The organism is Pseudomonas sp. P1_C12 (genome assembly GCF_056406435.1).
This window is the reverse complement of sequence record NZ_JBFUAE010000032.1, coordinates 21,719-35,438: the sequence shown is the minus strand read 5'-3', so window position 1 is coordinate 35,438 and position 13,720 is coordinate 21,719. Positions and strand designations below refer to the sequence as shown.

Here is a 13,720-nt window from a genome sequence, read left to right as displayed (position 1 = left end):
GACACGTTCAGGGTGCCGTCGGCGAACCACTTGATGTCGACATGGTGATCGTCGAAGGAAGTCTGCTTCACCGTGGTGAAAGGCTTGATCCAGTCGAGGCGCTTGGCTTGCTCGCGCCAGAAGCCGTCCGGGTTGACGACCGACTGCTGGTACATGGCCTTGTAGGTCGCCTCGTCGGTCAGCGTGTTAGCCAGAACCTCGGGACGAACGGGATACAGGGAAGCCGCACTCATCTTTCTTACCTCGGTGAATAGTTGTTTTTGTTAATTGTTTTTCACTGATTAATCGTGCTCGGCTCGCAAGCGCTACAGCCGACGTCTCAAGCCAGCCCGTGATGGTGTTGTGCTCTTTTAACGACAAGTCATATCCGGAAGTGGCTGAGCAACATGGGTTTGGACTTCGTACTGTTTCTAACTTCGTCTGATCCCATTGCTCTGGGTGGCATCAGTGACGCAATAGCCTACGTAGCGGGACCCCATCTTTAAGTACTGGGGATTTAATGACGATGTAACTGAAGTACTTTGAAATACCGATATTCTTGTCCAGCAGCCCTTCGATCACTTCCTGATAATGCTGAATACTGCAGGTCATGAAGCGCACCAGGTAATCGTAACCACCACTGACTAAATGGCACTCCAGTACCTCATCGACCAAACGAATATTGGACTCGAACTTGGCGAAGTCCTCCCGTTTATGGTCGCTGAGCGTGATTTCAGTAAATACCGTGACCGAGTCGGTGATCTTGGCAAGGTTTAGATGAGCTCTATACCCGGAAATATAGCCGGCCGATTCAAGTCGCTTTACCCGCTGCAAGCATGGACTGGATGACAGACCCACCGCATCGGCCAGACTGACGTTGGTCATTCGACCGTCTTTTTGAAGCTCAACCAGGATACTGATATCAATTCGGTCTAGTTTAATTAAACCTTCCATCGGGTACCTCTTGATTGCCGTTCAGATAGACAGTGGTTTTAGCAAACTCAACGTCGCAAAGATAGCTGATGCTGAGCGACCAGGTCGGCCATGCTTGTGATGTGAAAATCTGCGGAATATTCCTGAGTATAATTCTCGTGACCACGGCGGATCAGGCACAAACCAGCCAATTTTGGCGTCTGCGCAGGAGGTCTGGAAATCTGCAGAATATTTTTGGGCTCCAGGTTGTTGGCCAGCAACCACTCGCTGTCCTCCAATGGATTACTGGCTCGGGAATGCAGGTCTTCGGGCACAATCCCCAAACGCTCGCAGAGCTGTTCGCGATCCTCGGCATCTCGATCGCAGTACACCAGCAGCCGATAGAATTTGCGCAGATACAACATGGCACCGGGCGCGTCCTCGAACAACGACCAGTTGCACGCCGAACGGGCGAAACTCATGCCCTCTTCCCAACTGGCCTTGAGCCCAAAACGCTCGGCCAACTGACGATGGGCAAAGCACAACAAGCCACTGAAGCCCAGCTCGGAAAAACGTGGATAGAGCGTGCGCACCGCCTCGTCAAACTCAGCCAATACCTCTTCCCTGCCTGGCATGCCCGGATGGTTTTCGAGCAAAGGTTGCAGGGCCGTCCAGATACCGGAATCCCGATCGACCAGGACTTCGTCGCAATCGATCAACAGTGCACGATAATCAGTCAGGTACATGGTGTGTAGCCTCCCATGATGCATTCATCAATCCATGTGCGCTAAATGCCCTCGGTCGGCGCATTGCTACATTGCGCCAACCGAGACCTGAGATTAATCCAACACTCGCAACAATGCCGCTTCAAGAATTGTCAGCGCTTCGTCGATCTGACTTTCTTCGGTTACCAGAGGAGCAAGGAAGCGCAGCACATTTCGGTACACCCCGCATTTGATCACCAACAGCCCACCAACCCTGGCCTGATCGATCAGTTGCTGGGTGAGCTCTGCATCGGGGCTGCGGGCCTCATCGTCTTTGATCAATTCGATTGCCAGCATGAAGCCGGTGCCGCGCACGTCACCAATACGAGGGTAACGTGCCTGCAAGCGCAGCAGGCCCTGACGCAGCCGCTCGCCCAATACCTCACCACGCTCGAGCAACTGATCCTGTTCGTAAGTTTCGATCACCGCCAACGCCGCTGCGCAAGCCAGGGCGTTACCGCCGTAGGTACCGCCGAGACCACCGGGTAATGGCGCGTCCATGATGTGCGCACGCCCCACCACGCCCGATATGGGCAAACCACCGGCGAGGCTCTTGGCGACAGTGACCAGATCCGGCTGAATCCCGGCGTGCTGAAAACCGAACCATTTGCCGGTACGGCCGAAACCGGTCTGAATTTCATCCAGAATGAGCACGATGCCATGTTGTTCGGTCAGAGCCCGCAGCGCCTGGAGAAACTCCGGCGGCGCGCTAAGGAAGCCTCCATCGCCCTGCACTGGCTCGATGATGATCGCAGCTACTCGATCCGGAGCGACTTGGGTCGCCAGCAATTCGTTAAGAGCTTGCAAAGCCATCTCGCTGCTGAAACCGCGATAGGCGTTAGGGTATGGGGTATGGAAGACTTCTGGAGCGAAGGGCCCGAAATTTTGCTTGTAGGGTTGGCTCATGCCAGTCAGGGTCGTACCCAGTAAAGTACGCCCATGGAAACCGCCACGAAAGGAGATAACGGCTGGGCGATTGGTATGTGCGCGGGCGATCTTCACCGCGTTCTCCACAGCCTCTGCACCAGACGTAAACAGCGCCGCCTTGTAGGCTTCTTGGCCCCCCACCAACTCGCACAAGCGCTGTACCAGGTCGATATAGGGTTTGTAGGCCACCACCTGGAAGCAAGCATGGCTGATCTTTTGCAATTGGGTCTGCACTGCCGCGACCACCTTCGGGTGATTGTGACCGATGTTCAAAACGCCAATGCCGCCGACGAAGTCCAGGTAGCGCGTCCCGTCCACGTCCCACACTTCAGAACCCTGGGCCCGGTCGATGACCAGGGGGTGTGCCGTGACCAAACCCCGTGGCACGAATTGATCGCGCTGACGGAGCAAACTCGGGGTTTCTTCGACTTTACTGTTCATGGCATCTCCCATAGTGAACCTGGCAACCGGGAAACGGCTGCGATGTGTTCCAAAGGTTAAGCTTTCGACGCAATTGTCTAAGCCGAACTTGGCCTCTGAGAAATTCGGATCGACTGTTTTCACCCCGGTAAACAGCAGAATCCTTCAGCTGTAGCCAGCTCCCATGGAATCTGCCGACGCGCACCCCATACAACGCAACGTTATGCGTTTACGCAGATTCTTTCGACATATCCTGCTCTGCCACTCGGGCATGCTGGATACTCCCAATCTAAAGCGAGAAGTTACCCATGGCCCTGCTCTATAAAGCTGACCCGGTGCGCGGCGAACAATGGCAGCGCCTATTCGCTGAGCACGCTCCGGATATCGTATGGCGTGCCTGGCCGGACATCGGCGATCCGAAGGATATTCGCTACCTGGCAGCCTGGCAGGCGCCGGACGATCTCGAAACATTGTTGCCAAACCTGCAGGTACTGTTCGCCTTGTCGGCCGGGGTCGACCAGCTTGACCTTGACCGCCTGCCAACGACCCTGCCGGTGGTACGTTTACTCGACCCGAGCATCACTCGGGGCATGTGCGAGTACGCCAGTTTTGCGGTGCTCAGCCTGCACCGGGATATGCTCCGTTATCGCCAGCAACAAATGGCTCGGTGCTGGCAGGCTCACCTGCTGCAACCTGCAGCCAAACGTCGGGTAGGTGTCATGGGGCTCGGCACGCAGGCGCAACAGATTCTAGCCACCTTGCAGACCTTTGGATTCGCCTTATCAGGCTGGGCACGCAGTGAGCATCGCATTGCCGGGGTGGACTGCTTTGCCGGTGCCGAGCAACTTCCCACCTTCCTCGGCCGTTGCGACATCGTGGTTTGTGTCTTGCCATTGACTGAGGAGACTAAAGGGATTCTCAACCGACAGTTGTTCCAGCACCTTCCCAAAGGTGCTGCCTTGGTCAACATGGGCCGGGGTGGGCACCTGATAGAAGAGGATCTGCTTGAGGCTTTGGCCAGCGGCCAGCTCAGCGCGGCGGTGCTCGACGTACTGGAACAGGAGCCGGCGGCGCCGGACCATCCCTTCTGGCACCATCCGCAGATATTGCTGACACCGCATATCGCTGCGATGACCCAACCAGAAAGTGCGTTTAGCGTGTTGCTGGAGAATATCCGCCGGCATCAACGCGGTGAGTCAATGCTTGGTCAGGTTGACCGCGAGCGAAGTTACTGACCAACGACTGCCAACCCACCGGTAACAACCGACCGGCGCCAGATTTTTTACTTCTCTGAGGCAAATCTGGCGCTATGCAAAACAAACCTGTTGTTCATCCCACTTTGCTGTTTTTTGCGCATACCCTCCCCAAAAAATCAGCCGACATTTGCTGCTGATCTCCTCCCCCGATTGAGTAGTAATTGCGGCCCGTTAAGCCATAACTTTTGCAATCTACCGAATTGACTGCAGCCCATTGTCAGGCCTCGCCGTAACTGCGATACAGCCACCGCTGTGCGGAGCCCGGCTGCAGGTCAAGTCCACTGCAAGGCGCTGATCGACAGGACTCTCCCGGGTTTACTTCGCAGTGGTTTACCTGAGCTGCCGCAAGAGCATCGCCTGCCGCGCAGATAACCAACACTAATAAGATCAAATGGGGTAAGCGATGAACATCGCAAAACTAAGCTCTCTCTCCTTGGCTGTCATTGCCGCCACCACGCAACTGGCAATAGCGGGTCAGCAACAGGAAGCCAATGGCTTCATTGAAGACAGCAGCCTCGGGTTGCTCAATCGTAATTTCTATATGAATCGCGACTTCCGTAATGGCGGCAGCAATAGCCAAGGTACTAACGGCTCCAAGCCGGCCAGCGAGCGCAATGGCTATCGCGAGGAGTGGGCACAAGGGGCCATGCTCAACTTCGCCTCCGGTTTCACCCAGGGCACCATCGGTTTCGGCACCGATGCCTACGCGTACGGTGGGGTCAAGCTGGACACTGGCCGTGGCCGGGTCGGCAACGGCCTGCTGCCCATCAGCAACAATCGCACCGCCGAAGCCGACGTGCCAGATAGCTATGGCGAGATCGGCGGTGCAGTGAAGATGCGCATTTCCTCCACCGTGCTGAAGTACGGCGAACAACGCCCGACCGCACCGGTATTCGCCCCCGGTGACAACCGCTTGCTGCCGGAAACAGCTACCGGCTTCCAACTGTCGAGCAACGAATTCGATGCCTTATCCTTCGAGGGTGGCCACTTCACCGCATTCAACAATCGCAATTCGACCAACTCCAATGACAAGCTGCTCACTACATACGGAGGGACCGAAGCTGACAGCGTCGACTTCATCGGCGGCACCTATAAAATCAACGAAAACCTTAGCCTGAAGGCGTACACCAGTGAGGCCGAGAATGTCTGGCGTCAGCACTTCGGCAGTGCCTCCTATACGATTCCTCTGGCTGACCAGCAGTCGCTGAATTTTGGCTTGATAGCCTATAAGACCCAGGACCAAGGCGAAGCGCGTGCCGGCAAACTGGACACCACGAGCTGGTCGGCGAAGGCAGCCTATTCCTTCGGTGCCCACAAGCTCACCCTGGCTTATCAGAAGATCGATGGCGACGAGTATTTCGACTACATCGGTGTGGACTCGATCTGGTTGGCCAACTCGATTCAGTATTCCGACTTCAACGCTCCCAACGAGCGCTCCATCCAGGCTCGTTATGACCTGAACATGGCTCCATTCGGCATACCGGGGCTGAGCTTTATGGCCCGCTATGTCAAAGGTGATCAAATCGATGGCACCAAAGCCGATCCGAAAGGTGCCTATGCCAACAAGGTGGGTGACGACCAGAAGGAGTGGGAGCGTGACCTGGAAGCAAAATACGTGGTCCAGGGAGGGGCCGCCAAGGACCTGTCCTTCCGCCTGCGCCAGGCTACACACCGCGCGACCTCGTTCGAGAGCGATATCGACGAGGTCCGCCTGATCATCGAGTATCCGCTGAGCATTCTGTAACGTTTGGTCCTGGCCGGTTTACCTGTGGACCGGCCGGTTTTATTGAAGGTCTGCTCCACGCGCCCTTAGCCTTGAGGCGCCCATCCGGGCGCCTTTTTTTAAGCAATCTCCCCATCAGAAGTGCCTTTTGCTTTGCTCTGCATCCTGTAAGTCGATCCAGTATTTGCTGCCGATCCTGCTTCTCATTTGAGCAGTAAATGTGGCCTACAAAGCTGTCGCTTAAAGAATCTGCCGAATCAATGGAGGCCTCTTGTCAGGCCTCGCAGCAGGTGAGATACAAATACTTTCCACGGAGAAATCCGACCGGTCACGCTCCCTGTATACGGAGATCTGTCATGTCCAACTCGCAACGCCCTACGTATAGCTATCGCCCCATGACCCCGGCCGATGTGCCGTTGGCCCACGCCTTGTCCGTACAGCTGAAATGGCCCCACCGCCTGGAGGAATGGGCCATGTTACAGCGCATCGCGCAGGGTTATGTCGTAGAAGATGGAGGTCGCCTGATAGGTACCGCGTTCACCTGTGCGCAGGGAGATTACGCCACTATCGGCCTGGTGATCGTCAGTGATGAGTACCAGGGCCAGGGTATAGGTCGCAAGCTGATGGAACTGGCACTTGAGGCTTGCGGTTCACGTACCGCCATGCTCAATGCGACGCTGGCCGGTGCCCCACTTTATGCCAGTCAGGGATTCATTGACTTTGGACATATTCAACAACATCAGGGGTATGCGCTGTCTCCAGTACCAAATGATCTTCCAGCCGATGAGCGCTGTCGCCCGCTGACCGAAGCCGATAGAAACGATCAAGTCGTACTGGCCAACGACGGCAGCGGCCTGAACAGACACGCCGTGCTCAATGATCTATTCGATGTTGTCGAACACTCAGTCGGTATCGAGCGCGAGGGTCAGCTACGCGCCTTCGCCATGCTGCGCCCATTCGGCCGTGGTCGCTGCATCGGCCCGGTCATCGCGGAAAGTCCAGAGCAGGCCAAGCACTTGATCGCGGTGTTGTTGGCCCGAGTTCCGGACGCATTCGTGCGCATGGATATACCGTCCGATAGCGGACTGGCCCCTTGGCTGGAAGAAGCCGGGCTGAAGCAGGTCGACACCGTTGCGCAAATGGTTCGTGGCACCCCACCGCAGGCTATCGGCGCAGTGCGCCAGTTTGCGCTGGTGACTCAGGCCATCGGCTGACAAACCAGCGTTACATCCAATGCATTTTCCTGGAGAAACACCTTCATGCTCGAACCCACTGCAGTGCTGTTGGCACACGCCGACGGCAGTCTCGCTTCAACAAAATTCACCCCCGGTTCGTTGGGGGCCACCGATCCTTTCGACCGGCACATTGCTTATCTCGGGCCGGATGACATCGCTGCCGGCGTGGTCCAGGCGAGCGGACAGTTCAACGTCGATGACTATCCCTATAGCGAAACGATCGTGGTTCACGCGGGACGCGTCACCCTGCGGAGCCAGGATCACAGGCTCCAACTAAATCCCGGCGACAGCGCCGTGATCGCCCGCGGTACGTCGCTCCAGATCGAGGCGCAACCCGACTCTCTCTGGGCATTCTGCGCGGATACCCAGCTCGTTGAAGAGCGCCATCCCGGGCTCACCGTGCTCCCCCCGCTAACCCCGCTCTCTCCCTCGGCGGCACCGGGGCCAGAAATTCTGCTAAGCCCGCCACCGCAATGTCGCTCGCACAATTTGTATGTCGAAGAGGCGACCAACCTGCGCATCGGCGTCTGGGATTCGACACCCTATACCCGCGGGGCGAGGCCGCACCTGCTGCATGAACTGATGCACCTGATCGAAGGTAGCGTCACCCTCCGGCTGGCGGACGGGATCGATCTGACAGTCAACACTGGCGATACGGTATTCGTGCCCCGAGGCGCACCATGCGCCTGGCATAGCAGCGCCTATGTACGCAAGTTCTACGTCGTCAAATAACTCGAACCGAGTTAGCGCCGGCAGACGGATTTTCCTCCTCCGGCCCCACCACCAAACCGATCAATCACTTGCGGAGTACAGACAATGGGATTGGGTGGCTTCAGTACCGGAAAACTCCTGATCATCCTGTTGATCGTGATCATGCTGTTCGGAACCAGGCGTCTGAAAGGCTTGGGGTCGGATCTCGGCGACACGATCAGGGGGTTCCGCAAATCCATGGGCGACGATAAGCCAGTCACCGAGGAGCCCGGCGACCCACCCATCGACGCTCAGGCGCGCACACTCGAAGACTCGGTAAAAAAATACTAACCCCTAATCTATATCGGCTTTAGCGAACGTCTATTGGTGGTCCAGACAGCTCTGAAGAGATCACTGATCGTGCCATTGAAGCTCGTCGGCGTGGCGAGCGCCCAAGCCCAAGTAAACAATTCAAACAGAGGTGAGAAGCGAAAATGGAAGTGCAGCTGATGTCAGACAAGTCTGTCGCTGAGGAAGCATTCTGGGAGCGCGTGTGCGCAGCCTATCCAGAGCAGCGCCCCCTATTGAACCTGAACAACGCGGCCGTGAGTCCGCCACCGCTGGTGGCAGAGCAGGCCATGATCGATGCCTATCGGCTGATCAGCCACAACCCGGACGTCAATATGTGGAGCAAGCTCGACACCGAGCTCCCTACGATCAAGCAACAGCTGGCTGACATGGCCGATTGCGATCCCGATGAGATCGCCCTGAACCGCAACTCATCCGAAGGCTTGTCGACAGCCATCTTCGGCATTCCATTGAAGGCCGGCGACCAGGTGCTGGTCTCACAGTGGGACTATCCGAGCGTGATAGCCGGATGGTTGCAGCGTCAGCAGCGCGAAGGCATCGAAGTGGTGACCGTCGACTTCGACCTGATGGACGATGAGAATGTCATCGTGCAATCGTATGCACAGGCCATTACCCCGCGTACCCGGGTGATCCAGCTGACCCACATGCTGCATTGGACCGGGCGAGTCCTGCCGGTCAAGCGCATCTGTGCGCTAGCCCGAGCGCGGGCGATTATCACAGTGGTGGACGGTGCCCAGACGTTTGCGCAGATACCGCTCAGCTTCCGCGACCTGGATTGCGACTACTTCATCACCAGCCTCCACAAATGGCTGGGGGCGCCGGTCGGCAATGGCATGCTAATTGTGAGGCGTGACCGAATCGACAGCACCTGGCCATTGCTGGGGCCTTTCGATCCGCCGCCGCTACAGATCGACAAATTCGACCACTGGAATCTCGGCACCTATAACTCGGCGATACAGGCGGGCATTGCCCCGGCTATCCGTTTCCATGCACAAATCAGCACGCGAGTCATTCACGCGCGCCTACAGGAGCTGACCCGTTACTGGGTTGACCTCGCCAAAGACATTCCCGGTTTCAGGCTCCACACGCCACTTGATACCGTCGAGCTGGGCGCAGTAAGCCTGTTCTCTATCGATCAATGTGATGCTCGATGGGTTGAGCAGGAGCTTCGAAAAACCCACCAGGTGCATGTCAAATTCCGCCAGATCAGGCACATCAGCGGACTTCGGGTGTCGCCGGGCATCTACACGCAGAAGAGCGATCTGTGCCGCTTTGTAGAGGCGCTAAAGCAGGTGGTTGCAAGTAAATAGGCCGGTGGGCTAAGGCCACTTCCGCCAGACCGCGCGCCCAAGGTACGGGACAAATTTGCACGTTATATTCCGGCATGCGGGTAAAGGCTTTGCGCAGAATATCGGTGTAAAGCCCCTTGGCCTCATCCCCATCGGCATAGCTATATGGTGGATAGCCGGCGTCACAGAGAATGACCAGGTCTAAGGGGGCGCTCGCCCAACTCTTGGCGTGTATGGCGCAGCCCACCAACATCATCAATAACAACCGCATACTCGCCTTCCTTCACATTCCTTTGATCCCTCCTCTCTGGATCTTCGCAACACTGAAGGAAAGAGCCGTTAGAAGCAGTTCCACTGTGCAGGCGCTCAGCAGGGCACCTTGAAAAGAGACTGTCAGAGGGGTATTGGCACGCGATAAAAAAAGCCCGCAGTGAGACGGGCTAAAAGGGTGAGACATAAGAAGGGGTGGAGCTCTCCAGCCGACCTGTTGTTATCTGGAGTTAAAGCGCCGCAGCGATTGCCATTCCGACATCCTGGGTCGAGCCCTGTCCACCCAGATCAGGGGTGATCGGTCCCTCGGAGATGACCTGTTCGATGGCCTTCAGAATACCGTCATGGGCCGCCCGGTAGCGCTCATCGCCATTGCCCAGGAAGTCCAGCATCAAGGCACCGGACCAGATCATCGCAATCGGGTTGGCGATGTTCTGTCCATAGATATCCGGCGCTGAGCCATGGACCGGTTCGAATAGCGAGGGAAAGCGCCGCTCCGGATCGAGGTTGGCCGAGGGGGCGATGCCGATGGTACCGGCGCAGGCCGGTCCCAGGTCGGACAGAATGTCGCCGAACAAATTCGACGCCACCACCACATCGAAACGATCTGGTTGCAGCACGAAGCGCGCACAGAGAATGTCGATGTGTTGCTTGTCCCAAGTGACGTCCGGGTACTGCTGCGCCATTAACGCCGTGCGTTCATCCCAGTACGGCATGCTGATGGAAATGCCGTTGGACTTGGTGGCCGCGGTCAGGCGTTTGCGCGGCCGGGTCTGGGCCAGGTCGAAGGCGAACTTGAGAATCCGGTCCACGCCGCGCCGAGTGAACACCGACTCCTGCAGCACGAACTCATGCTCGGTGCCTTCGAACATCTTGCCGCCGACCGACGAATACTCGCCCTCAGTGTTCTCGCGGATCACCACGAAATCGATGTCCCCGGCTTTGCGCCCGGCCAGCGGACACGGCACACCAGGAAACAGCCGCACCGGACGGATATTCACGTATTGGTCAAAGTCACGGCGAAACTTCAGCAGCGAACCCCACAGGGAAATGTGATCCGGCACTTTGTCCGGCCAGCCCACGGCGCCAAAGTAAATCGCATCGAAGCCCTTGAGTTGTTCGAACCAGTCGGCAGGCATCATCTGCCCGTGTTCCAGGTAGTAATCGCAGTGGGCCCAATCGAGCACTTCGATGCTCAAGTCCAGCTGCCATTTCTTCGCGGCCTGCTCCAGTACCCGCAGCCCTTCAGGCAAGACTTCCTTGCCGATACCATCGCCGGCAATCGCGGCGATTCTGAATGGTTTGCTCATCAATCGTGGCTCCTCAATGTCCTGTTCAAACGCTGACCGGATCACAGCCCACCGATGTGGAAGGCTTTGACTTCAAGGTATTCATCCAGCCCGTACTTGCTGCCCTCACGGCCCAGACCCGATTGTTTGATACCGCCGAATGGGGCGACTTCCATGGAGATGAGCCCGGTGTTGAGACCGATCATGCCAAACTCCAGCGCCTCACCGAAGCGCCATGAACGGCGTAAATCCTGGGTGAAGAAATAGGCGCCCAAGCCATAAGGCGTGGCATTGGCCAGGGCCAGCGCTTCTTCTTCACTGGTGAAGCGCATCAGCGGTGCGACTGGGCCGAAAGTTTCTTCGTTGGCCAGCAACATCCCGGCATGGGCCTCACCGAGCACCGTCGGCTGGACGAACTGGCTGTCGCCTTCGGGGATGCCGCCACAGAGCAGAAGGGCTCCCTGACTCAAAGCATCGTCGATATGTCGAGCGACCTTGCTCACCGCCGCCGCATTGATCAGTGGGCCGATGGTCACCTCAAAGTCCAGGCCATTGCCGACCTTGAGCTTGCCCACCTCCTCCACCAGGCGCTGGGCGAAGCGCTCGTAGATCCCGTCCTGCACCAGAATCCGGTTGGCGCAAACGCAGGTCTGGCCGGCGTTGCGGAACTTGCTGAGCATGATGCCGGCCACTGCCTGTTCCAGATCAGCGTCATCGAACACAATGAACGGCGCGTTACCGCCCAGTTCCAGGCTCAAGCGCTTGATGTGTTCGGCGCTCTGGCGCATCAGCAGCCGACCGACAGCAGTGGAACCGGTGAAGGAGATCTTGCGCACCGTCGGGTTGCCGGTCAGTTCTTCGCCGATGCCGACAGGCATACCGGTCACTACGTTGAACACCCCGGCCGGAATGCCGACGCGCTCGGCGAGCACCGCCAGAGCCAGGGCGGACAGCGGAGTCAGATCCGAGGGTTTGACGATGACCGGGCAGCCGGCCGCCAAAGCGGGTGCGCATTTGCGGGTGATCATCGCGTTGGGGAAGTTCCACGGGGTGATCGCGGCGCAGACGCCAACCGGCTGTTTAAGCGTGAGCAAGCGGCGGTCGCCGCTGGGTGCCGGGATGGTTTCGCCGTAAACCCGACGGGCTTCTTCGGCGAACCATTTGACGAAACTGGCGCCATAGCGGACCTCGCCCTTGGCTTCATTCAGCGGCTTGCCTTGCTCGCAGGTCATGATCAACGCGAGATCGTCCAGGTTGTCGATCATCGCCTGATACCAGCGTTCCAGCAGCGCCGCCCGTTCTGCCGCCGGGCGGGTGCGCCAGGCCGGCCAGGCGCGTTCGGCAGCGTCGATGGCGCGTCGGGTTTCGCTGCCTTGCATCGCGGGTACGCGGGCGAGCAACTGGCCGCTGGCCGGGTCGATAACGTCCAGGGTGGCGGCGTTGTCGGCGCTGATCCACTGACCGTCGATGTAAGCGAGTTCTACCAGCAGGCTGGGGTCTTTCAGGCGATTGTTGAGCATGGTCGAGTCCTGTTCCGAGACAGCCTCCAGTCTATTGTGTCGCCACAGACGAGGATGCTGAAAGCGCCGCCCCGGCAGCGTCGAATGCTGAAAATCGGCATTCGACGGCAGGCTCTACTGTTGGTGGGGTGATGGATACTGTCGCGGTCAGACGATGCAGTGCTTGACGATGTCATTTCAGTTCGCAGGCCAAGGCTCGGCGGCATTCGCCTGGGAATTTCGCAAGAGTTACGAGCGGCTAGCGTTTTTTTTGAGAGGGCATAGGTATCTACACATTCCGTGGGCTACAGCGATTCACTGTCGGGGCTTGGGGCTTGGGGCTTGGGGCTTGGTGCTTGGTGCTTGGTGCTTGGTGCTTGGTGCTTGGGGCTTGGTGCTGGGAGTACATATCCGTTTCTGCGGTAACGGCCGCTGGAGGTTTCGCTTTTACAGCGAGTCACTTTCGAAAAGCGCGAAAGTAACCAAAGCGCTTCTGCCCCGCCATTCGGTGCCTCGCCTAGGCTCGGCATGCCCTCACTCCGGCATTGCTCCGGGGGCCCGCCGCCATCGGCCATCCATGGCCGGGGGCGGCTACCGCGGCATCCTTGCCGCGGTGCCCCCTACGCAACGCCTGCGTTCGGCCTCTGGGAAAGGGGCGGCAGATCAAGATCAAGATCAAAAGCCAAAGCCACGGCAATGGCAACAGCAACAGCAACGGCAAGATCAACAGCTTCGCGAGCAGGCTCGCTCCCACACTTGGACTGGGTACATTCGGGGAAGATGGGCCGGCTGACAGGTCGCCATCGCAGGCAAGCCAGCTCCCACAAAAATTCAGACATATCCGCTCTGCTTTTCACCACGCAACAGGCCGAGCGTTAGCTCGCCTGCAGCTTTTGATCTTGACGCACCGCCCCCTCGTGAGGCCGAGTGGAGGTTCTGCGCAGTGGGCAACCCGGCATGGATGGCCGATCGCGGCGGGCCCACGGAGCAGGACCGGAGCGAGGGCATGCCGAGCCTAGGCGAGGCACCGAACGAAAGGGGCAGAAGCGCTTTGGTTACTTTCGCGCTTTTCGAAAGTGACTCGCTGTAAAAGCGAAA

General features: G+C 58.0%; 12 protein-coding genes. 6 read left to right on the top strand and 6 right to left on the bottom strand.

The genetic code is table 11. The features are described from left to right. From AC1D19_RS29845 to gabT, 4 genes are all read right to left on the bottom strand, one after another. The coding region (locus tag AC1D19_RS29845) for an acetyl-coenzyme A synthetase N-terminal domain-containing protein (RefSeq protein ID WP_477765439.1) at positions 1-233 on the bottom strand (233 nt) is incomplete at its 3' end. A gap of 211 nt (positions 234-444) precedes the next feature. Then, on the bottom strand, positions 445-933 hold the full coding sequence (locus AC1D19_RS29840) for an Lrp/AsnC family transcriptional regulator (protein ID WP_008017091.1): 489 nt from the start codon (positions 931-933) through the stop codon (positions 445-447). 47 nt (positions 934-980) lie between these two features. Continuing rightward, positions 981-1,637, bottom strand: a complete 657-nt coding sequence (locus tag AC1D19_RS29835; RefSeq protein WP_477765512.1) for an HAD family hydrolase — start codon at positions 1,635-1,637, stop codon at positions 981-983. Between the two features lie 93 nt (positions 1,638-1,730). Beyond that, positions 1,731-3,023, bottom strand: coding sequence for a 4-aminobutyrate--2-oxoglutarate transaminase (gene gabT, locus AC1D19_RS29830; protein ID WP_477752794.1), 1,293 nt, complete (start codon positions 3,021-3,023; stop codon positions 1,731-1,733). A 287-nt stretch (positions 3,024-3,310) separates the two neighbouring features. On the opposite strand from gabT, the gene AC1D19_RS29825 reads away from it, so the two are divergent. The 6 genes from AC1D19_RS29825 to AC1D19_RS29800 all read left to right on the top strand — a co-directional run bounded on the left by AC1D19_RS29825 (position 3,311) and on the right by AC1D19_RS29800 (position 9,585). Next, positions 3,311-4,237, top strand: coding sequence for a 2-hydroxyacid dehydrogenase (locus AC1D19_RS29825; RefSeq protein WP_477765511.1), 927 nt, complete (start codon positions 3,311-3,313; stop codon positions 4,235-4,237). 424 nt (positions 4,238-4,661) lie between these two features. After that, positions 4,662-6,002, top strand: coding sequence for an OprD family porin (locus tag AC1D19_RS29820; protein ID WP_477752796.1), 1,341 nt, complete (start codon positions 4,662-4,664; stop codon positions 6,000-6,002). Positions 6,003-6,337: 335 nt separating this feature from the next. Continuing rightward, the gene (locus AC1D19_RS29815) at positions 6,338-7,195 is read left to right on the top strand and encodes a GNAT family N-acetyltransferase (RefSeq protein ID WP_477765510.1); all 858 of its coding nucleotides are present in this window, start codon (positions 6,338-6,340) and stop codon (positions 7,193-7,195) included. Between the two features lie 45 nt (positions 7,196-7,240). Continuing rightward, a complete protein-coding gene (locus AC1D19_RS29810; RefSeq protein ID WP_477765509.1) occupies positions 7,241-7,948 on the top strand; it encodes a cupin domain-containing protein in 708 nt (235 codons plus the stop codon). A gap of 84 nt (positions 7,949-8,032) precedes the next feature. Then, on the top strand, positions 8,033-8,257 hold the full coding sequence (tatA, locus tag AC1D19_RS29805; protein ID WP_477765508.1) for a twin-arginine translocase TatA/TatE family subunit: 225 nt from the start codon (positions 8,033-8,035) through the stop codon (positions 8,255-8,257). A gap of 143 nt (positions 8,258-8,400) precedes the next feature. Continuing rightward, positions 8,401-9,585 carry an aminotransferase class V-fold PLP-dependent enzyme gene (locus AC1D19_RS29800; protein WP_477765507.1) on the top strand — a complete coding sequence of 395 codons (1,185 nt, stop codon included), beginning with the start codon at positions 8,401-8,403 and terminating at the stop codon, positions 9,583-9,585. Between the two features lie 479 nt (positions 9,586-10,064). On the opposite strand, the gene AC1D19_RS29795 is transcribed toward AC1D19_RS29800, so the two are convergent. Together AC1D19_RS29795 and AC1D19_RS29790 are read right to left on the bottom strand one after the other, a co-directional pair. Next, complete coding sequence (locus AC1D19_RS29795; protein WP_477765506.1) at positions 10,065-11,144, bottom strand: tartrate dehydrogenase; 1,080 nt, start codon at positions 11,142-11,144, stop codon at positions 10,065-10,067. Positions 11,145-11,185: 41 nt separating this feature from the next. Beyond that, entirely contained in the window at positions 11,186-12,643 is a 1,458-nt protein-coding gene (locus tag AC1D19_RS29790; RefSeq protein WP_477765505.1) for an NAD-dependent succinate-semialdehyde dehydrogenase, read from the bottom strand. Positions 12,644-13,720 lie beyond the last annotated feature (1,077 nt).